This is a genomic window from Ureibacillus sinduriensis BLB-1 = JCM 15800, from assembly GCF_000772955.1.
Lineage (GTDB): Bacteria > Bacillota > Bacilli > Bacillales_A > Planococcaceae > Ureibacillus > Ureibacillus sinduriensis.
Map to the genome: position 1 here is coordinate 50,088 of NZ_JPVO01000050.1, position 21,685 is coordinate 71,772.

General features: G+C 38.1%; 19 protein-coding genes. 3 read left to right on the forward strand and 16 right to left on the reverse strand.

The window, feature by feature from the left end; translation table 11 throughout:
• Positions 1 to 73: 73 nt before the first annotated feature.
• The 8 genes from CD33_RS09950 to putP form a co-directional block, all read right to left on the reverse strand.
• A complete protein-coding gene (locus CD33_RS09950; protein WP_036200500.1) occupies positions 74 to 841 on the reverse strand; it encodes an iron ABC transporter ATP-binding protein in 768 nt (255 codons plus the stop codon).
• Entirely contained in the window at positions 838 to 1,791 is a 954-nt protein-coding gene (locus tag CD33_RS09955) for an iron chelate uptake ABC transporter family permease subunit (RefSeq protein WP_036200501.1), read from the reverse strand. The genes CD33_RS09950 and CD33_RS09955 overlap by 4 nt, the downstream gene beginning before the upstream one ends.
• Positions 1,781 to 2,734 (reverse strand): ABC transporter permease, encoded by a 954-nt coding sequence (locus tag CD33_RS09960; RefSeq protein WP_036200502.1) that lies wholly within the window; start codon positions 2,732 to 2,734, stop codon positions 1,781 to 1,783. The genes CD33_RS09955 and CD33_RS09960 overlap by 11 nt, the downstream gene beginning before the upstream one ends.
• A 624-nt stretch (positions 2,735 to 3,358) precedes the next feature.
• Positions 3,359 to 4,621 (reverse strand): DUF5068 domain-containing protein, encoded by a 1,263-nt coding sequence (locus tag CD33_RS09965; RefSeq protein ID WP_036200653.1) that lies wholly within the window; start codon positions 4,619 to 4,621, stop codon positions 3,359 to 3,361.
• 252 nt (positions 4,622 to 4,873) lie between these two features.
• Entirely contained in the window at positions 4,874 to 5,758 is an 885-nt protein-coding gene (locus tag CD33_RS09970) for a DUF6612 family protein (protein WP_036200505.1), read from the reverse strand.
• A 187-nt stretch (positions 5,759 to 5,945) separates the two neighbouring features.
• Entirely contained in the window at positions 5,946 to 7,433 is a 1,488-nt protein-coding gene (locus CD33_RS09975; RefSeq protein ID WP_036200507.1) for a peptide MFS transporter, read from the reverse strand.
• A gap of 297 nt (positions 7,434 to 7,730) precedes the next feature.
• Positions 7,731 to 9,017 carry a GTPase HflX gene (gene hflX, locus CD33_RS09980; RefSeq protein ID WP_176400086.1) on the reverse strand — a complete coding sequence of 429 codons (1,287 nt, stop codon included), beginning with the start codon at positions 9,015 to 9,017 and terminating at the stop codon, positions 7,731 to 7,733.
• Positions 9,018 to 9,290: 273 nt separating this feature from the next.
• Positions 9,291 to 10,781 carry a sodium/proline symporter PutP gene (gene putP / locus CD33_RS09985; RefSeq protein WP_036200509.1) on the reverse strand — a complete coding sequence of 497 codons (1,491 nt, stop codon included), beginning with the start codon at positions 10,779 to 10,781 and terminating at the stop codon, positions 9,291 to 9,293.
• Between the two features lie 267 nt (positions 10,782 to 11,048).
• Here putP and CD33_RS09990 point away from each other — a divergent pair, with 267 nt between their 5' ends.
• The 3 genes from CD33_RS09990 to CD33_RS10000 all read left to right on the forward strand — a co-directional run bounded on the left by CD33_RS09990 (position 11,049) and on the right by CD33_RS10000 (position 14,101).
• Positions 11,049 to 12,209 carry a class I SAM-dependent methyltransferase gene (locus CD33_RS09990; RefSeq protein ID WP_036200512.1) on the forward strand — a complete coding sequence of 387 codons (1,161 nt, stop codon included), beginning with the start codon at positions 11,049 to 11,051 and terminating at the stop codon, positions 12,207 to 12,209.
• A 237-nt stretch (positions 12,210 to 12,446) separates the two neighbouring features.
• Positions 12,447 to 13,067 (forward strand): DUF47 domain-containing protein, encoded by a 621-nt coding sequence (locus CD33_RS09995; protein ID WP_036200515.1) that lies wholly within the window; start codon positions 12,447 to 12,449, stop codon positions 13,065 to 13,067.
• A gap of 17 nt (positions 13,068 to 13,084) precedes the next feature.
• A complete protein-coding gene (locus CD33_RS10000; RefSeq protein ID WP_036200518.1) occupies positions 13,085 to 14,101 on the forward strand; it encodes an inorganic phosphate transporter in 1,017 nt (338 codons plus the stop codon).
• Between the two features lie 46 nt (positions 14,102 to 14,147).
• On the opposite strand, the gene CD33_RS20190 is transcribed toward CD33_RS10000, so the two are convergent.
• From CD33_RS20190 to CD33_RS10035, 8 genes are all read right to left on the reverse strand, one after another.
• Positions 14,148 to 14,321, reverse strand: coding sequence for a hypothetical protein (locus CD33_RS20190; protein WP_215490542.1), 174 nt, complete (start codon positions 14,319 to 14,321; stop codon positions 14,148 to 14,150).
• 11 nt (positions 14,322 to 14,332) lie between these two features.
• Entirely contained in the window at positions 14,333 to 14,791 is a 459-nt protein-coding gene (locus CD33_RS10005; RefSeq protein WP_036200519.1) for a hypothetical protein, read from the reverse strand.
• A 112-nt stretch (positions 14,792 to 14,903) separates the two neighbouring features.
• Entirely contained in the window at positions 14,904 to 15,983 is a 1,080-nt protein-coding gene (locus CD33_RS10010; RefSeq protein ID WP_036200520.1) for an AI-2E family transporter, read from the reverse strand.
• Between the two features lie 199 nt (positions 15,984 to 16,182).
• A complete protein-coding gene (locus tag CD33_RS10015; protein ID WP_036200521.1) occupies positions 16,183 to 17,880 on the reverse strand; it encodes a M3 family oligoendopeptidase in 1,698 nt (565 codons plus the stop codon).
• Between the two features lie 167 nt (positions 17,881 to 18,047).
• Positions 18,048 to 18,767, reverse strand: coding sequence for a YebC/PmpR family DNA-binding transcriptional regulator (locus tag CD33_RS10020; protein ID WP_036200522.1), 720 nt, complete (start codon positions 18,765 to 18,767; stop codon positions 18,048 to 18,050).
• A gap of 233 nt (positions 18,768 to 19,000) precedes the next feature.
• Positions 19,001 to 19,855: a KPN_02809 family neutral zinc metallopeptidase gene (gene ypfJ / locus CD33_RS10025; protein WP_036200524.1), complete on the reverse strand. Its 855-nt coding sequence runs from the start codon at positions 19,853 to 19,855 to the stop codon at positions 19,001 to 19,003.
• 282 nt (positions 19,856 to 20,137) lie between these two features.
• A complete protein-coding gene (locus CD33_RS10030) occupies positions 20,138 to 20,734 on the reverse strand; it encodes a lysophospholipid acyltransferase family protein (protein WP_036200526.1) in 597 nt (198 codons plus the stop codon).
• Positions 20,735 to 20,805: 71 nt separating this feature from the next.
• Positions 20,806 to 21,645, reverse strand: coding sequence for a putative RNA methyltransferase (locus tag CD33_RS10035; protein WP_036200527.1), 840 nt, complete (start codon positions 21,643 to 21,645; stop codon positions 20,806 to 20,808).
• Positions 21,646 to 21,685: the final 40 nt, after the last annotated feature.

The following is a 21,685-nucleotide window of genomic DNA, read 5'->3' on the forward strand; positions in this document are numbered from 1 at the left end:
AATCTTTCGCTCATTTTATAAAAAAATGATTTAGAAAAGTATGTTTACCAAAACTTCTCTAAATCATTAATCATTACGAATGCGAGTTAAAATAAACGCATATGCGGCATCCATTTTGCTCCTGCACTGGGATGTTCATATCATATATTTCACGTAGGGCCTCGGAGTTAATGATCTCGTTAGTTGGTCCATCCTTAACTACTCTGCCATTTTTTAGAGCAACAATATTATCCGAGTATACCGAGGCAAAATTAATATCATGCAATACAATGACCACCGTTTTGCCAAGATCATCAACGAGCTTGCGCAATATTTTCATAATTTGAACAGAATGCTTCATATCAAGATTATTTAATGGCTCATCCAGAAGGATATATTCCGTATCTTGGGCAATTACCATAGCGATAAACGCCCGTTGTTTTTGCCCGCCTGACAATTCATCCAAAAACTTATCTTGCATATCCGTCAAATTCATATAGGCAATCGCTTGATCTACAAATTGTTCATCTTCTGTCGTTAAACGACCTTTCGAATAGGGATACCGACCAAAAGAGACAAGCTCACGAATCGTTAACCGCACATTAAGAAAATTTGCCTGCTTTAATATAGAAACCCGCTTTGCGAATTCATCGGACTTCCATTTTTTCACATCGTTTTTATCCAGCAATACTTCGCCTGTATCCGCATCCAGTAAGCGGCTAACCATTGATAAGAGAGTAGATTTTCCCGCACCATTTGGTCCGATAAATGAAGTAATGGCTCCTGGCTGAATTTTAATGGAAACGTCTTCCACAACAGGTTTGTTACCAAATCTCTTTGTTAATCCTTTGATTTCAATCATCCTGCTGCCCTACTTTCCTTTAATAATAGATAAATAAAGTAAATACCACCGACAAAGTTAATAATCACACTCAATGTCGTATTCATCTCAAAGATATGCTCAACAATGAACTGTCCACCGACTAGAGCGATCACACTTATTAAGCCTGCGCCCAAAATCAGTATAGAGTGCTTGTATGTGACCAAAAATTGGTACGATAGATTTGCAACAATTAAGCCAAAGAATGTAATTGGTCCAACTAATGCCGTTGAAGTGGCAATCAGAACCGAAGATAATATTAAAACGTTCAGGACGAGACGATCATAGTTTATCCCTAAATTGATGGCATTCTCCCGACCAAGTGACATAACGTCCAATTGGCCCATTATACGGTAACCGTATGCAAATGCAAGTAATAGAATACCAATCGAAATATATAGCAACTCTACTTTAATATTTGTGAAGCTAGCAAATAGTCTACTTTGCAAACTTAAATATTCAACGGGATCGATTAGCACCTGTAAGAAAGAAACTAGACTGCCAAGGAATGTGCCCAATATCATTCCGATTAATAATAATAAATATATCGGATGCTTATCTGCACGGAAAAGGAAGCGATATAAAATCAATGCAAATAATATCATCGCCACAATCGATACAGCAAAATTAAGATATTGGTTCACTACCCAGATAGAGACCGATCCTGCAAAGAAGAAAATTAGCGTCTGCACAACTTCGAACATCGAGTCGATGCCCATAACTGAAGGAGTCAAAATTCGGTTATGTGTAATGGTCTGGAACACCACTGTCGAGTATGCGATTGCAAATCCGGTGATTACCATTGCCCCCACACGCATCATGCGTCGAGGAAAGGCATAATCAAACCCGCCTTTAATATCATAAAATCCATATAATAAAATACAGATAAGTGCTATAACTGTTAAAATAATAAGCTTTGTACTATTTCGCATATGCTCTCCCCCTAATTAGCATAATTAAGAAGATTACACTGCCGATTACCGCGACTGTCACATTCACCGGAATTTCGTATGGATAAATAATCACACGTCCGATAATGTCGCAGATTAATAGGAAAACGATCCCCAGTACAGCTGTATGCGGGATAGTTTTTCGCAAGTTATCGCCCATATAGAGGGAAACGATATTCGGTACGATTAACCCTAAAAAAGGGATTACCCCTACCGTCAGGACAACCGTAGTTGCAATTATCGCCACCAGAATAAGGCCAATGTTTAGGACAAATTTATAACTTAATCCTAAATTTTTGGCAAAGTCTTCTCCCATGCCCGCAACCGTAAATTTATTGGCATAAAGATAAGCTAAAATAACGGCAGGTATACTCAGATAAAGAAGCTCATAACGGCCTGCAATAACCAAGGTGAAGCTGCCCATTAACCATGAGCTGATATTTTGCAGCAAATCTGCTTCATATGCGAAGAACGTCGTAATCGAGGATAGAATGTTTCCGTACATAATCCCGATTAACGGTACAAAAATAACATCTTTAAATTTAATTCGATCTAAAATTTGCATGAAAAGCAAAGTTCCAATTAACGCAAACGCAAAACTGAAAATAACTTGCTGTGTGTACGTTACATTAGTAAAGAACAACATCGAAATGAGAATCCCTAACTTAGCAGCATCCAATGTTCCTGCTGTTGTTGGAGAAACGAATTTGTTTCGACTTAAGCTCTGCATGATTAAGCCCGCAATACTCATCCCTACACCCGCTAAAATAATCGCAATTAGACGTGGCACACGACTGATTAAGAAAATTTGCATTTCCCGTGAATCCCAATTAAGCAAATCACTAGGTTTTATATCAATCGCACCAATAAAGAGCGAAATAAACGACAGGATGACTGCTGCGATTATTAACATCCACAGTCTCATTTTTATCCCCATATTCTTTTTATTCTCAAGTATGTAATGAAAATAATTCTCAACCTCGAGTTCATCTATTAGTATATCTTATTGAATCAAAAAAAATCAATAATGGATTGAGAATGATAATCATTGAATTATCAAAAGATATAGTATTAAGAGTCAACGTCCACTTTTTCTCCCACAGAGGAAGTGCAGATCTTAACTTTATTTGTATTTGCTTTATGTTGGTGCCAAAAGATACATAATAATTTTAGAAAAAACCGAGTTTATCTATGGTCTTTTCTTTTAAAATACTGTCAACAGTTTTAGATAGAGTAAGTCGTTTTCATTCCGGTGGACGCAAGATGAAGTCTATGTGGAAGTTTGCTGATGAAGCCCTTTTGGTAGTTTTTTTGTGAAAGAAAAGGGCTTGTTCCATGGGCGTGGTCAAATCCTATCGTCTCTTCGTTGTGCGAGATATCGGTCGACACGCTATTCCCGCAGAAGTAGCAGTCATTATCAACTACTATCTAGCTAACTTTATACTCTATAAAAATGACAAAAGGCTTTCAGAGTGAAATTCTCTTGAAAGCCTTTTGTCGACAATCTAATCCCATATTACAGGAATGGTATGTGTTCCTATATCATTTATTAAAAGCCGAATACAGCTGTCTTACCCTTTGAAATATCTTTTGCTTCTTGGTTTCGAAGCGGTCCAACTTCCACTTCGAAAGGTTTATTCTGCCATATTTTTACATACTGTTCCTTATCAAGCACATAAATTTGCAATAGCTCACCAGATTCCCCTGCCGCAATTAGGTCATTATAGCCATAATTCAGCAGCATGCCTTCCCCAAACATATACTGGGAACCATCATTCACCGTCAACTTGGAGGACATTGAAGAAAGCGAGATGGCTTCTGCGCCTTTATTATCTAAATTGAACTTAACTGTTAACAGTACAATTCCAGTTTTGAAATTATCAAAACGTGGTGCTTCCACCTCATTCGGGGTAAATTCTGTAAACTGATATCCGTCAAGTGTTACCGTAACATCCCCCAGTGCTTCACTCTTGCCAATACCGCTTTTTTCTTTCAACATTTTCTTTACACCCATGTCTTCAACAGTAGCTTTATCTTTATAAAAGGCTTCATTGGATTTCACTTTTTCATCACCCGCTGTACTCAGGCTTAAAGTAAATTGTCCTTTTTTTCCGATTGCCGAGCCAAAATCATCCTTTACAGCAAGTGCTGCTGGAACTTCAACTGCTGTTGTGGATACATCTAATGCCGCTTGGAAGTGATCTGTACCAAATGGGTAAGTGTAGTATCCTGTTACGGATTCACCAGCTTTAAGTAAGTAATCATTTGATGGAGATAATTTTTCTGATAACTGTACTTCAGCTGGCAGCAAATCTCTATAATTGTTATAAGCTTTTTCTGCACCCGTGAATGATAGATAGAAGAATGGTGTATAATAGACATCCTTGTCCAACTCATTCTTTACTGTATACTGCGCTAAAATGACACCGCCATTCGTTTGGTCATTAAAAGGAATGCTAAAATCAGTATGGAAATCATTTAATTCAAGAAGTGTATAGTTATCCAGGGATACCGTTACACCTTCCATTTCATGGACTTGCGGTTCATTATTTTCATAAAGCACCTTCGCAGTTCCTTCTGTTTCTTCTTCCATATATTTAATTAAGTCTGAAATTTCGCCGGTATTATTTGTAGCAGCTGTTGTTTCTACAGCTTCTTTCTCTACTTTTTCAACTTCTTCCGTCGTTTCCTCAGTTGCCTTTGCATCTTCCTCTGCCTTTGGTTCCTTTGTTGATTCATCGTCACTGCCACAGGCACCGAGGATTAATGATGTTAGCACTATTGCCAAAAGAGACATCCATGTTTTATTCAATTTCCTTAAACCTCCAATTTCCAAATTAGTAACATCCTAACACATAAACTGTTTTGGTAATATAAGTAAAAAGCTGTAAAAAGTTATCATTTAAAGTGGCATAGTAAAATTACAATTATTGTCATTATACTATGCGTTATGTATCACCAAATTTTAGGAACTATATCGTTCTCCCGTTATCTACTCCACAATTTCGGATAAATAAAAATGAGTTAAACCCAAGAAAATACTCCCCGAGTCTAACTCCAAATTCTAATATTGAACTTCTACTGCCTGATCGATTACTTCTTGAGGGACTGTAATATCCTCAATTGCATCAAAATTATTGAACGCGATTTTAACATCTGTACCCACCGTTACGGATTCGCCTTCCATTTCAAGCGTCATATCAACAACAGTATCCATTTTATGAATATCAAATGTTTCTTTATCAATTGTGATAACGTAATTTACAGTATCAAAACTCATATTCTCGAACAATTCTTTTTCTTCCTCAGCCATTCCAATCATTTCACTGATTTGCATTTGTTCCAGTATAAATTTGCTGAACTCTTCACTTGCTGCACTCATAGTCAAAACATACTCAGAATCTGTCTGTTCAAATTTGAAATCATCGATAAATGTTTGCAATTGTTTTAATTGATCCGAAGCATCTACTTGATTTGCAGTTTGTCCAACAATTGCATCAAATTGCTCTGATGGTAGTTTCAACCACTGGTTTGTTTCAGAGTCGTGCATGTATAATCCTTCTTCTGTCATGTACATTTCCATATCCAGTTTCGTATCTTCACCAGTTTCAGGATCCGCCATTTGTATCGTTCCATCCATGTACGATTCCATCGGTTCAACAATTATGTCCATTTTCATATCGCTTGTAGTATTCATTTCAAAACTCTCGGTACCATTGCCAAAAGTCATTTTTTGCTCCATCTTGATATCCGCACTACTGCTTTTTAATTCATTTTGTCTCTCGATTGCCTTTTCATATACTTCTTCCAAAGTTAACTCACTTTTTTTGCTTTCCTCTTGGCTTCCCGCTGCCTCCTCTGAGTCTGTAGCTGGCTCTGCGGTACTATTACAAGCTGATAATACTAGTAAGAGTAAGCTTGTCATAGGAATCATAATCCATTTTTTCACCTTAATCCCATCCTTTCAAAATAAAGGGTACCACGTATTAACGTTTAGGAAATGAAAAAGATTTCACTTTCTTCTATATTATTAAAAAATAATTCCTTTCTACTAAAAAAAGCGGGCACTCAGACTCTCTCTGAAATGCCCACTTCCTATGTCAAAAGAACTAATATTTTTAATATTTCAATTTTATCTAGTTTACTCCACGCATTGCCCTTGAAATAATTGGTGTCAGTATTAACAAAAGAATACCCAGTACAATAGAAATTCCTCCTAGGGTACCGAAATAAGTAATTTCTGTTACTGCTTCATATATTCTAACTAATTGAGCATTAATAGCCTGAGCTGCCGCACTTGTTAAGAACCATAGAGACATTGTTTGAGCAGCGAATGCAGCAGGTGCAAGTTTTGTTGTTGCCGATAAACCAACAGGTGATAATAGCAACTCCCCTACTACTACAAGGAAAAATGAAAGTACTAGCCACCATGGACTAACAAGCTCTGAACCACCTGAAATTGTCGCCGGGATAATCATTACTAAGAACGAAGCACCTGCAAAGAATAAGGAGATTGCGAATTTCTTAGGTGTAGATGGTTGGCGGCTCCCCAATTTCAGCCATAGCCACGCAAACACCGGTGCCAGCATGATGATGAATAAAGGGTTCAAAGATTGGAACCATGATACAGGTATGTCGAAGCTTCCAATAGTAAGATCTGTACGAGTATCTGCATACGTCGCTAAAATTGTAGCACCCTGTTCTTGTATAGCCCAGAACATTACCGCGGCAATAAACAATGGAATATATGCTAATACACGGGATTTCTCATCTTTCGTCGTTTTGGGACTACGATACATAACGATAAAGAAGATAGTTGGAATCAATACACCTAATGTTGTAATGATTAAACTAAAGATTGCCATCGTTAGATTCCCTGTAGTGTATAGAATCACTCCAACGATCAATATGGCGATAATACCCATGACAACGTTACGAATTGTTTTCTTTTTCTCCCCTCCATTAAGTGGGTTAGGGACCTCAAGACCGGCCAAGCCTAAAAATTTCTTCTGAGTTACATAAAAAACTACCAATCCAATAAACATACCGACTGCAGCGATACCAAAGCCTAAATGGAAATTATATCTTTCACCAACAAATCCGATAATTAGTGGGGATATAAATGCCCCCATGTTAATCCCCATGTAGAAAATGCTGAAACCTGAATCACGGCGGTTATCCCCTTCAGCATACATATCTCCAACAATTGTTGATACATTCGATTTTAATAATCCCGTACCGATAATGATGAATGCCATCGAGATTAATAATGCGGTAAGTCCTCCTGGAAATGCCAAGGCGATATGCCCGATCATAATAAGAATTCCACCATAGAATACGGTCTTGCGTGTACCCCAAATTCGGTCAGCAAACCACCCACCGATTATACCTGACATATAAATTAACGACCCATAAAGAGCCATAATTGAGTTTGCAGTTCCTCGATCTAAACCTAATCCGCCTTCATGTAACTCATAGTACATGTAAAGGATAAGAATGGCACGCATTCCGTAATATGAGAAACGTTCCCAAAATTCTGTAAAGAATAATGTTAATAATCCTTTAGGATGTCCAAAAAAACCTTTTTGAGGAACGGATTTGACTATTTCGTCTTTACTGTACATAAAGATACCCTCTTCCGTTTTATTTTTTCATATTTTCCGACAATTTACCTTGCATGGCTATTTGTCCGACAACTGCACTTTAATACATTAAAGCATAATTAAAGTTTTTTCAATATATTATATAAAAGTTAGAAATTTCTCTTTCTTCTCTATTTTCGCTACATTTTATCAAATTCCATATTTTTATAATATATCAAAATAATTTTTTCCTTTTATTTCCGTTACTTCCTAATATCCCAAATATTAAATTTATGTAAAAAAAAGAGGTAACGACATATTCATCGTTACCCACTCACGTTATTTTATAACATACTGCTCATATTTTTTTAAATCTGCTCCTTTAAGTTCCACAAGAAGTTTCGTACCATTTTCTTCATATTCCGTATCCTTCACTTGTGCATTGGCGTTTAGGTAGGAAACAACATCGCCACGGTCAAATGGAATCAGCATTTCACATTCTACATAATCAGAAAAGACATGTTGGCGTATTAATTCCACCAACTCATCTAGACCTTGGCCATCCTGTGCTGAAACCCAAATATTATCGCCACTTACTAATGGATACTTTACATTTGCCAAATCCGATTTGTTATAAACATATATAGTTGGTATTCCTTCAACATCCACCTCGCTGAGCGTCTTGTTTGTCACGTCCATCATAAATGGATGTTGTTCATTGGAAACATCCACAACATGCAATAATAGGTCTGCTTCTCTCGCTTCCTCCAAAGTAGAGCGGAATGCTTTGACTAAATGGTGCGGGAGCTTGCTAACAAACCCTACCGTGTCCGTCAGCAGGAATGTCTTTCTATCGGGCAATTCAATATTTCGCACGGAAGTATCCAGTGTTGCGAATAGCATGTCCTTTTCGAATACTTGTTTATTATCCTCTTGCCCAATCTTCTTTAGCAGTCGGTTCATAATGGTGGACTTCCCTGCGTTTGTATACCCCACCAGAGAGACAACTGGCACTTCATTTTTGCGTCGTTTCTTTCTTTGGGTTTCCCTTATGTTTTTGACGACCTCTAGATCTTTGCGCAGTTTCGCAATTTGATCTTCAATTTTTCGTCGATCTAATTCCAGTTTTGTTTCCCCTGCACCACGGTTTCTAAAACCGCCACCAGTGCCGCCACCTTGGCGGGAGAGAGATGCATGCAAACCAACAAGTCGAGGCAACATATATTGCAATTGTGCCAATTCAACTTGCATTTGTGCTTCTCTTGTATTTGCACGGCGATCAAAAATATCCAAAATGAGCATCGTACGATCGATTACTTTACATTCCAAGTCATGCTCAAGGTTCCGAATTTGCGAAGGGGATAATTCATCATTGAAAATGACAAGGTTTGCTTCTGCCTCGTCCACGAAGTTCTTTATTTCTTCTATTTTTCCTGTTCCTACATAATGAGAAGGATTTACCCTCTCCAAATTTTGGATAACACTTCCGATCACTTCAACGTCCAACGCTTCCGCCAAACTTTCCAACTCTTCCATGGAGTAATTGAAGTTACGATCATTTTGTAAATTGACGCCTACCAAGATTGCTTTCTCGATAATTGTTTCTATCTCTTGCAAATTTGTCACTAGGAAACCTCCCTGTTATAAAACACGTCTCTTGTTTGTTGTTCAGATGATTTAACCTCCACAAGCAGTATGCTTGCGGGTGCGTGAGTTTGTCGAAATTCCCTATCTGCCTTGTAGATAGGATTTGTTCATCTATCGTATCATATAGTATATGCTTTTTGGGCATTTCAATTACTCTTGGCAACTCACCATATTTGGGACCTATAATCGATTTGGCATATTTATAAAAAAATGTTCCAAAAGTTTGTTGAACAATCTTTTGGAACATCCTTTTTATTCACTTTTCTCTGATTTTAACAAGCTTAAAGTCTCATCAAATTCCTTTTCAATTTCCGCATTATGTTTGTAAGTAATCAAACTTACGATTACTGTTAAGATTAAATTGATCAAGAAACCAGGTACAATTTCGTATAGCATGCCGGACAAGGCTTCACTTGATCCCCAAACGAAGGCAACTACCGCTCCGACAACCATCCCTACTAATGCCCCGATATTCGTAAGCTTTTTCCAATATAACGCAAGCAAAATTGTTGGTCCGAATGCCGCACCAAATCCTGCCCAAGCAAACCCGACCAAATCCAAAATGGAACTATTTGGGTTCCATCCTAAAATAGCTGCCACAACCGATACAACAAGTACGGCCAGTCGCCCTGCCATTACATAGTGCTTATCCGATGCATCTTTCTTGAATAATGCTTTATACATATCCTCAACCAATGCCGAGGAAGTTACAATCAACTGCGAAGAAATTGTACTCATAACCGCCGCTAATATTGCAGCCAGCATAATTCCCGCGATGAATGGGTGGAATAAAATTTGTCCCATTACAATAAAGATTGTCTCCGGGTCGTCAATTGACATCCCATTTTGTTGGAAATAAGCCAATCCTACAAGTGCAGTACAAGTAGCACCAAGCAAACTTAAGATCATCCAGCCAATCCCGATTCGGCGGGCTTGTTTTGTTTCCTTGACCGATTTAATGGCCATGAACCGTACGATGATATGCGGTTGGCCGAAATAACCAAGTCCCCAAGCTACCGATGAAATAATCCCTGCCGCAGTGGCTGTTGATGCAAATAAGCTGAAATGCTCTGGATTGACAGCTTTGATTGAATCGATCGTCTCACCAATGCCGCCAGTAAAGAACACACCAAAGATCGGCACTAGCACCAAGGCTAAAAACATAATCAGTCCTTGCAGAAAATCAGTGTAGCTAACTGCCAGGAATCCACCGAATAACGTATAACCAACCGTAACGATACTTACGACCAATAAGCCAGTATGATAATCAAATCCAAAAGAACTCTCAAAGAATTTACCTCCAGATACCATACCTGATGAAACATAGAATGTGAAGAAAACTAAAATAACTATACCCGAAACTATACGGATTAGTTTTGTATTATCACGAAGACGGTTATCCAAAAAACTTGGAATCGTAATCGAATCTTTTGACACCTGTGTGTAAACGCGCAAACGTGGTGCAACCAAAAACCAGTTTAACCATGCTCCTACCGTGAGCCCAATTGCGATCCAGCCTTCTACAAGACCCGAAGCATAAATAGCGCCCGGCAACCCCATTAACAGCCAGCCGGACATGTCTGCAGCACCAGCACTTAATGCCGTAACCGCAGGACCCAAATCTCGCCCACCTAACATATAATCATTCAAGTTTTTTGTTTTTCTATACGCAAACCATCCTATGATGATCATGGCAAGCATATATATCACGATTGCTAATAATTGAAATGCGTGATCGGACATCCCTTTTCCCCCTTAACCATAATATAATTAATGAAATAGCGGCTTATTAAAGCAAATAAAAGCATTATTCAGAAAAAGCTATCTCATGAATTTAATTTAACACATTTCCACATTCAAGTGTTTAAAAATTTAGAAAAAACAATTTTCCTATACTGATGTTATTATTGTATACCCGAATTCTTTGTAATTACCCAAGTAAGAATTTAACACATGACCAAGTAGCTGTGTTAAACTATTGCCATCAATTTATAAGAAAAGGCTGATACCATGGACTTCGTACAAATGAAAGAAAAGCTAGTAACTCACATTATGAATAAGGAACTAGTAAATGCTACTATTAGTCAACCTAGACTAAAATCAAATGATTTGAAGCGTGTTAAACTGAAGCCCATTGAGTTGAAGGGGATTTATCACATTCAAATCGAATATCAATACGAGCGAATCATAAAACATGAAAACGTTATTCTTGAAAAGTTTTCACATTCCCTTGATATATTATTATCTCAATTCAGACAAATACACGCACAACTTAAAAGCCAAAATATACAAATACAGCTTTCCAAGAAAAATAAAGTATCATGGAAAACTGAACAATTAAATGAAACAAAGGAAATCAACCTATCCCACAACCGAAAAAAACAATACTTATTGGATGATACAACGCCTTACCCATTTTTGATTCGTCTCGGTGTTCAAACGGAGGATGGTAAAGTAAAAAAGCAAAAATATGATAAGTTCAAGCAAATCAACCGCTTTGTCGAATTTATCCACGATTCACTTGAACATTTACCAAAAGGCCGTCAAATCAGGATTCTTGATTTTGGATCAGGAAAATCTTATCTAACCTTTGCTCTTTACCATTACCTAAAAATAGAAATGGGACTGGATATTCGTGTAACTGGGCTTGATTTGAAAAAAGAAGTTATTCAGGAATGCAACAAAATAGCTCAAGATTTAAACTATGATCAGCTTGAATTTTTGGTCGGGGATATAAATGATTATGATGATGAAAATTCGGTGGATATGGTGGTTACTTTACATGCATGCGATGTAGCAACAGATATGGCATTGGCACGTGCAGTTAAATGGGGAGCAAAAGTTATTTTAAGTGTCCCTTGTTGCCAGCATGAACTTAACCGCCAGCTGCATTCCCCCAACTTGGAAATATTAACCCAGCATGGCTTGATAAAAGAACGTTTTGCTTCACTAGCCACAGACTCGATAAGGGCCGAGCTGCTAACGCTTGTCGGGTACGATACACAACTGTTGGAATTTATTGATATTGAACATACTCCTAAAAACATTTTGATTCGTGCGTACTTCACCGGTAAAAAACCGTCCCAACAACAACTGGAACGGTATCATGCGTTTACTCAATTTTTATCTGCCAAGCCCTTTTTGGAAAACGAATTAAAAGAATTTTTTTAAAGTGGAGTCACATAAAATGAAATGAACAGGCAAGTATATAAAGTAACCTTTCATGTTGGACGTCACTTTCATTTTCCATATCATACAAAAACTGTAACCGATATACCTTCTTATATTACAGTAATGTAAATTTTGTTTATTTCAAGTTAAATTATGTATAGATTTTATAAATATTTTGATATGATGATTTAGGTTTTAATTTACTATTAAATTCACACTTTACCAGGGGGCAATTCCATGTTTAGTTCAAGAAAACCAGATCCTTTTTTCTTATCTTTACACAAGATAGCAGAAAATATGAGAGAAGCTATACATTACGCAAGAGATTTCAGAATTGAAACTGTTGCTGATTTAAAAGAAATAAGCGTAAAAATGAAAAAGTACGAAACAGATGGAGATCATTTAATCCATGAATTGATCGTAATGTTGAATAAATCCTTCATGACTCCAATCGAACGTGAAGATATCTTGGCTTTAGCTAACAAGATGGACGATGTGTTGGACGGTGCAGAACACTGTATCGCGCATTTCGAAATGTTCTCGTTTATCGAGGTTGATGAATCAATGAGAAAATTCTTCGATTATATTTCGAGTAGTGCGGATGAAATTGTTGCGGCAACTGATCTTTTAAATAAGAAAGACCTAATTGCTATGCGTAAACACATTATTCTAATTAAAGACTATGAACGTGAATGCGATGAAATTTCCCGTTCTTCAACAAAGCAGTTATTCCTTAATGAAAAAGATCCAATTCGTTTAATTAAAATGCGTGATATCTATGACCAATTAGAAGAGATTGCAGATTCATGCCAAGATGTGGCCAATACATTAGAAACAATCATTATGCGTAACGCGTAAGAGTCAGGAGTTTTAAAATGGATATTATCTTATTACTGACAATATTAGTCGTAATTTTTGCTTTAGCATTCGACTTTATTAACGGTTTCCATGATACGGCAAACGCAATTGCTACTTCTGTTTCTACCCGTGCATTGCCGCCGCGCGTTGCTGTATTGTTAGCAGCTGTAATGAACTTTATTGGAGCAATTACATTTGTTGGTGTTGCCAAGGCAATTGCCAAGGATATCGTTGACCCTTTTTCACTAAATGCGACTGCAGATGATACAACTGGAACAATCGTTATTTTAGCAGCATTACTTTCCGCGATAACTTGGAACTTGCTTACATGGTACTTCGGTATTCCATCGAGTTCTTCTCATACATTAATCGGCTCTATTGCCGGTGCTGCAATAGCTGCAGCCGGTTTTAACATTTTAAACTATAGTGGCTTCAGCAGTATCTTGATTGGGTTAATCGCTTCACCATTCCTTGCACTGGCCATTGGTTTTATTTTCATGTCTTTATTTAAAGTACTATTTAAAAACTTGAACCTTTATCGAACGAACAAAGGATTCCGGATTGTACAAATTATCACTGCAGCAATTCAATCCTTTACTCATGGTACAAATGATGCCCAAAAAGCAATGGGTATTATAACAATGGCATTGATTGCTGCCGGTTTACAAACAGATGATGAGGTACAGGAATGGGTACGTATTGCCTGTGCGATTGCCATGGGGCTTGGAACGTCAATTGGTGGTTATAAGATCATCAAAACTGTTGGCGGCAAAATTATGAAAATCCGTCCAGTTAACGGTGTTGCTGCCGATTTGGCATCGGCTTCGATCATTTTCGGGGCGACTGTCATTCATTTACCTGTTTCAACAACACATGTAATTTCCTCAGCCATTATGGGTGTGGGTTCTGCACAACGTGTTAAAGGCGTTAAATGGGGCGTCGCTCGTAAAATTGTCCTTACTTGGCTGATTACGATGCCAATATCAGCTTTGATGGCAGCTATCATCTTCCTCGTTTTAAATGTTATTTTCTAAAACTAATAAAAAACCAAACGAACTTGTTTCGTTTGGTTTTTATTAATTACAGCAGATTTTTTTCGTCCATTGCAGGGATGACAATTGAGCTTTCTGTCTCCCCTTTATTTGTTTTAGGTTCATATGTTGCAAAAAATATTTGCATTATGGTTACGATCAATATGCAAACCAAGATAATAAATCCCACAAAGTATATGGCTACTTTTTTTCCATTCATCATAGCTTACCCCTTTATTTCTTCAATTTGAATCCTTCTTCAAGCAAGTACTCCACAGCCGATTCACGTGTCCCGAAAGTTTCTTCCAAATTGTCTTGATAATAAATATTCCAGTCTCGTCTATGATGTCGCAACTCCAATATCACACCATCCCGTGAAACCCATTTTTCGACTACCGGTATTTCCAGGTCCTCGGATAAAAAATCAATGGCATCCCGAATAATCTCGCGTAACTCCTGTTCGTCAAAGTCGCGTATATTGACCAACCCTTTATCGTTTGCCAGTTTGTCGTATTTCAGTAAATCTCCTGTATAAACAAATCCATTTCCATTTGGGTGTAATTTTTCAACCACAATTGTTTTTTCATATAAACTATCTTCATAATGATAATTTACTCGCTTCATGGAAATTTCTTTTTTCGTGAGTTCTGGAAACGACTCGATAATATTTTGTTTTTGCTCAAATGATAACATGTATATGTTGAACTCCTTTACCTGTCTATTGTCATACGTTTTAACTTCTCTACACTAATTAAATTGAAACACAGTATACCGCGTATGGCATACTGTGCCTTGTTTCCGACTTTTAAACTGTCTTTGTTGCCGCTTCTTTTATCTTTTTCCGTTCTTCGTAAATATTTTTTACGACCGCCTTAATGACCGCATAAGTCGGAATAGCGATAATGATAAATAAGAAGCCTCCGATATTTCCTGCTGCCAATACGATTGTGATGACGGTTAATGGATGCACATCCAGCGATTTCCCCATAATATTCGGAGTGATCAGGTTACTTTCCAACTGTTGTGCAACCAAAGTAATAACGGCCACCCACACTACGAGGATGGGGTCTTGAATAACAGCGATTACAAGAGCGGGAGCCAATGAAATCCATGGACCGATAAATGGAATCATATTCATGAAGAATGCGAAAAGTGCAAGTAGCAATGCATACTCCAATCCAATGATCAGGTACCCGATATACATCATCGAGGCAAGAATAAGACTGATCAGCACTTGTCCTTGAACATAGCTTCTTAAAACATTATCAATATCCGCTAAGGTCTCTTTTACCCAGGTGCGTCTTTCACCCGCAAAAAGATTATAGATGTTGGGTGCGAATTTCTCATGATCCTTCAGCATGTAAATAAAGAAAAAAGGCACCAAGATTAAAGTGAAGGCTGCAGTTACTGTTCCACTGACAAAGCTTACAATGTATTTACTTCCTGTCATCATGACCGTTTGAATAGAGCTTGAAACAGAATCCACAAAGGTTTCGATTTGTGGTGGTAGATTCTCCTTGTTATCTAGAACAATATCGGCAGCATCCATAATTTTATCTTCAATATTTGGAGCGTTTTCTACTAAGTTATTCACCTGATCGGAAATCGGGTTTCCAATCATCAGCAGTATTCCTGTAACGATACCTGCAAGCAGCAATACAATCGTTAGTATACTTGCCCATCTTGGTGCTCCCTTCTTTTCCATCAGCCTTTGCAATGGTTCGGATATATAATAAAGCACGCCACCTAATAATAAAGGAATAAAAATCGTCTTGATGATGATATAAAACGGACTGAAAATCCAATGAATTTCCACTACATACTTTATAATTAATAATGCGATAATCATGCCAATTCCTACTTGGAACCAGACTTTTTTTGTCACTGGCAATCACCTCTTTCCATATTGTTTCAATGATAATGATTTCCTATTCAACCACAATACACTAAATTTCATTTTACCTTAGTAATGTAGTTTGCAAACCTTCATCAATTTTCCTTTTAAATAGAATTTATACCAATTATTATTATATCTTATCAAATCAAAAAACTCTCGGAAAATTATATTCCGAGAGTTTCTTTGCTTACAAACTTGCGTCATCAACAGAGTTTAGATACTCTTCAATTGCATCGATGACAGATTCTACGCAGCCGTCATCAAATGGCGAGATTAACCCCGCTTCTTTCACTAGTTTTGTAAATGACATAGAGCCACCCAAACCGCAAAGGTGAATATAATCTTTCCATGCGGAGTCAAAATCTTCTCTTGAGCGTTTCCAGAATTGGAATGCGCACACTTGCGCAAGAGTGTAATCAATATAATAGAATGGGCTTGCATAGATATGTGCCTGACGTTGCCAGAAGCCACCTAGCTCCAAGTATTCGTAGCCATCGTAATCACGATGTGGAAGATATTTATTTTCGATTTCCTTCCATGCCTGCTTGCGCTGAGCTGGAGTCATCGCAGGATTTTCATAAACGACATGCTGGAACTCATCAACCGCTACCCCGTATGGCAAGAACAATAATCCACTAGCCAAATGCGAGAATTTATATTTCTCAGTTTCCTCTTTAAAGAATAGTTCCATCCATGGCCATGTGAAAAATTCCATGCTCATGGAGTGAATTTCAGCTGATTCATAAGTTGGCCACAGATACTCGGGAATACCGATATTCCGGCTGGAGTATACTTGGAAGGCATGGCCTGCTTCATGTGTCAGAACATCGATATCTCCGGAAGTGCCGTTAAAGTTCGAGAAGATAAATGGTGAATCATAATTATCAATAAATGTACAATAACCACCACTTTCTTTTCCCTTCTTCGCCTCAAGGTCCATTAATTCACGGTCAATCATGAAGTTAAAGAACTCCCCTGTTTCAGTTGAAAGTTCTTCATACATTTTTTTGCCGTTAGATACGATCCATTCCGGGCTTCCTTGCGGCTTTGCATTTCCTGTCAAGAAGTTTAACCCCTCGTCATAATACTTAAAGTCATTAATGCCAATCCGTTTCGCTTGGCGTTCATATAACTTCGTAGCAAGAGGTACAATTAACTTTTGTACTTGATCCCTAAAATTTGCAACCATTTCCGCATCGTAATCAATACGATTCATATTGACGTATCCAAGCTCAACATAATTTTTGTAGCCTAGCGTTGTGGCGATTTTATGGCGTAGTTGTACTAATTGATCGAAAATATAATCAAATTTTTCACCGTTATCATTAAAGAAGTTAAAACGGGCTTCCATTGCTTGTTTGCGAACATTTCGATCGGTAGATTCGCCATATGGAGTCAGTTGGGCAAGCGTTAATGTTTTCCCGTCAAACTCAATCTGTGCCGAAGCTACTAGTTTGTTGTATTCAGAAACTAGCTTATTTTCCTGTTGCATTAATTCTATAATTTCCGGTGAAAATGCTTTAATTTGATTTTCTGCCAAAGCAAAAAGCTGTGTTCCCCATTTTTCCTCTAGTTGTTTTCTATATGGTGTTTTGACAAGCTCCGTGTAGTACTCAAAAAGAAGTTCTTCAAACTGCGGTTCTATTTCATCAAGCACATCCCGCTCTTTTTGGTAAAATTCATCATTCGTGTCAATCGACGCTCGAACATAGACAAGATTGGCCTGCGTTGAAAAGTCATTGCGATAGGCATTTATCTTCTCGATTACCTCACTTTGTGTTTCTACGGAATCAGCATTTTTAAATTGTCCTATTAATTCCCTAACTTTCCCCTTTGTATCATCCAAATCCGGTCTTTTATATTCATAATCTTTAAAAGTTACCATGCTCTTACACACCTCTCTAATATTTAGCAGTTCGAAGTTTACTATACTATTATTAACTATTTCTACCAAAAGAGCAACTATTCTGATAATTGTTTGAACAAATCAAAAAGCCCAGTAAACATGTAATCTTTACTGGGCTTAGCGCATTTAATATTCTAGGATGATATTTACTCGCCTAAATCTGCATTGTGGTAGACACGTTGAACATCATCAAGGTCTTCAAGTGCATCAATCATTTTTTCAAACTTCGCTGCATCTTCCCCAGTGAGTGAAACTTCTGTTTGAGGAAGCATTGTTAATTCAGCCACTGTAAACTCAGTAATCCCAGCTGTTTTAAAGGCCTCTTGAGCTGCATGGAATTGATCGGGCTCAGCGTAAACAATTACGTTATCTTCTTCTTCGAATACATCACGGGCATCAACATCGGCTTCCAATAAGATTTCCAACACTTCATCGGCAGTTTTTCCTTCAATACCGAACACGGCAGTCGAATCGAACATATACGTAACAGAACCTGATACGCCCATGTTGCCGCCATTTTTGCCGAATGCCGCACGAACGTCCGAAGCAGTGCGATTTACATTGTTAGTCAATGCATCGACAATAACCATCGTTCCTCCGACACCGAATCCTTCATAGCGCAATTCGTCAAAATCTTCCCCGCCTGCACCTTTTGCTTTGTCGATTGCCTTATCGATAATATGCTTTGGAACATTGTAAGTTTTGGCACGTTCCAGAACAAATTTTAGCGCTGTATTGGATTCTGGATCTGGCTCTCCTTTTTTTGCAGCTACGTAAATTTCAGTACCAAATTTAGCATAAATACGGCTAGTATTTTTATCTTTTTCGGCTTTCTTATCCTTAATGTTATTCCATTTACGACCCATTCATTTCACTCTCTTTTCCGTTATGATACATATATTTAGAAAAACACAACAGCCCCACTAAGGTGAGTTGACGTTTTATAATGCGGATAGCCGTGGATCTTGTAATTCCCTATCCGCGTAATTAAAGTATTTCAATCCCTAAAAGTAAATGAGACTGTAATATTATACACTATTCTTTTATTAAAGAAAAAGGTGGAAGCTGGTTAGTAGTGCAAATAACTTCCCGAAATGTTTTACAGCGCATGTGCGTTAAATGTATCCCCGCCTTCGATTGAGCCACTTTCAAAGCCTTTTTTGAACCATCTCACGCGTTGTTCACTTGTCCCATGCGTAAAACTTTCGGGAACAATATAACCTTGCGCTTCCAATTGGAGGGTATCATCACCGATTGCATTTGCCGCAGTCAATGCTTCATCGATATCGCCTGCTTCCAAATAGCCTAAATCTTGTACATGACTTGCCCATACACCCGCATAATAATCCGCCTGTAATTCCAGTTTTACTGTTTGCGAATTGTACTCCGCCTGGCTCACTTTCCCATTTAGCGCATGAACTTTCTGGGAAGTGCCCAATAAGGTCTGTACATGATGTCCCACTTCATGCGCAACAACATATGCCATTGCAAAATCACCAGGTGCACCGAACTTGTTTTTCAGCTCTTGGTAGAAACTTAAATCGATATATAGTTTATGATCGGCCGGGCAGTAAAAAGGACCGACTGCATCACCCGCTACGCCACAACCCGATTGTACACTGTCGGTGAAAAGCACAAGGGTTGGATTTTGGTAAGTTAAGCCTTGTTCTTTAAATAGCTGTTGCCAAACATCTTCTGTATCTGCAAGCACAACCGAAACAAATTCCGCCAGTTCTTCTTCCTCGGCACTCGGCGTATATTCGGCGGTACCTCCATTTTGGATTTGCCCTTGATTGACTTGGCTCAATATATCGCTTGGGTCACCTCCATTTAGCAGAGTGAAAATAATGGCAATAATAATTCCGATACCTCCGATGCCGCCTCCTATAACACCTTTACTCATTCCTCGGCGATCTTCAACATTACTACTTTTCCTTCTTCCCTTTGTTTCCATAGTTCTCCTCCAAAAATTGTGTCTGTTGTTTAGTATTACCCTGTTTTTAACAGAACAGTATGTTTGGTGAATAGAAGGATGTGACTAATAGGCCCCACCCGCATTCTACATCAGAGCAGCAATACAACGTATCCCGCTTGAAAAAGAACACTTATCGCGACCCACAGTTGCCTAAATAGGGTTAACTTACTGTAAAATTTGTTTTGTAGTACGATAGCGCTAAAAATCTTCATCATATTTTCCCAATAAAAAACACTCTCCTTCAAGGAAAGTGTTCATTACTTATTTTACTTTTCTATTTAGTTCTTCTGTAAGACGTTGCAATTCTTTTTCTAAATGCTGGGCTGCTTCATCGCGCGCTTCTTTGCCTGCGCCAACTGTAAAAGGTTCCCCAAAACTTAGATACCCTTTTTGTCGCTTCATAACTTCCCCTACGTTTCTTGGACCGATATAAGCGGCTGGAACAATTTGACCCTTTGAAAGTTGGGCAATCGTGATCGCTCCTTGCTTCAACTCCGTATTTTCCTGTGAACGTGTGCCGCTCGGGAAGATACCTACAATCTTCCCTTCTTTAATAAGCTGTCTCGGAATTTTGATGACACTGGGCCCCGGATTTTCTCGGTCCACTGGAAAAGCATTTAAATTTGATACTAGTGGCCCAAGCACTTTCATATCGAACAGCTGTTTTTTCGCCATAAAGTGGATATGTCTCGGCAGTAAGGATACCCCCAAATTCAATATATCTACATATCCATTATGTGTACAAGCAATAATATAGCCGCCTTCTTTGGGTAAATGTTCTTTTCCGAACACTTTCGCCTTAGAACCATTAAGCTTTAAATATACTCCAACTAATCTTGCAGCAAAATCATATAGCACTGTTACATTCCTACCTTTTATACTTTTTTTGCAAATCTGGCCATCTTTTGTACGATGGTTTTTCCAATTGATTATCTCGCATACTCTCCGACCAATACATCGAGATCAATCGTAATTTCCGTTAATCTGATGTCTTCTTGCAGATGCCATCCAAGAGGTGTCATTTCAAGAAGTTTTGGTACTAAGTATGAACTTAGAGGCATGGTGTATGTAAGCCGTTCATGCGACACATTCATGAAATGCTCTTTGAACCGCTGAACTGTTTGATCGTTTGAATAGTTCTCTTTTTCGGTGTTCGCAAAAGCCTGTTTACGGATTTCCTTCAAATACTCAGATTGTGGAACCACTTTAATGACCTTGCCATTGGGCTTTAGCAACCTCCCGAACTCTTCGTAATTTGCAGGCGATAAAATATTCAGTATACAATCCACTGATTGTTCCTTGTAAGGACTATTCGATAAATCTCCCACACACCAAATTCTTTGATCATAAAACTTCGCAGCGGATTGAATCCCTTCTTTTGAAATATCAATCCCTACAGCAACTGTATCTTGCTTCAATAAATTGCAAATTCTTTCAAGGTGGGAGCCTTCTCCACAACCTGTATCCAATATTATTTGAGCTTCTACTCCAATATGTTTGGCAATTGTTTGTTGCAGCGGATTATATAAACCACTATTGATAATTTCCTGTCGCGATTCAAATAAACTTTTGCTGTACATGGAAGTAGCCGGTTTAACCATGAAATTGACATAGCCTTGCTTCGCAATATCAAATGAATGAAGATTGCCACATATGATATGGCCATCATCAGTGACATTCATACCCGCTTTACATAAAGGACAGGAAAAAAGTGTTTCATGTTCTTTCATATATAAAATACTAGCCGCTCTTTTGGATACCTTTCCCACAGTCATACTCCTTTTTCTTTGCTGTAAGTATCATATCATC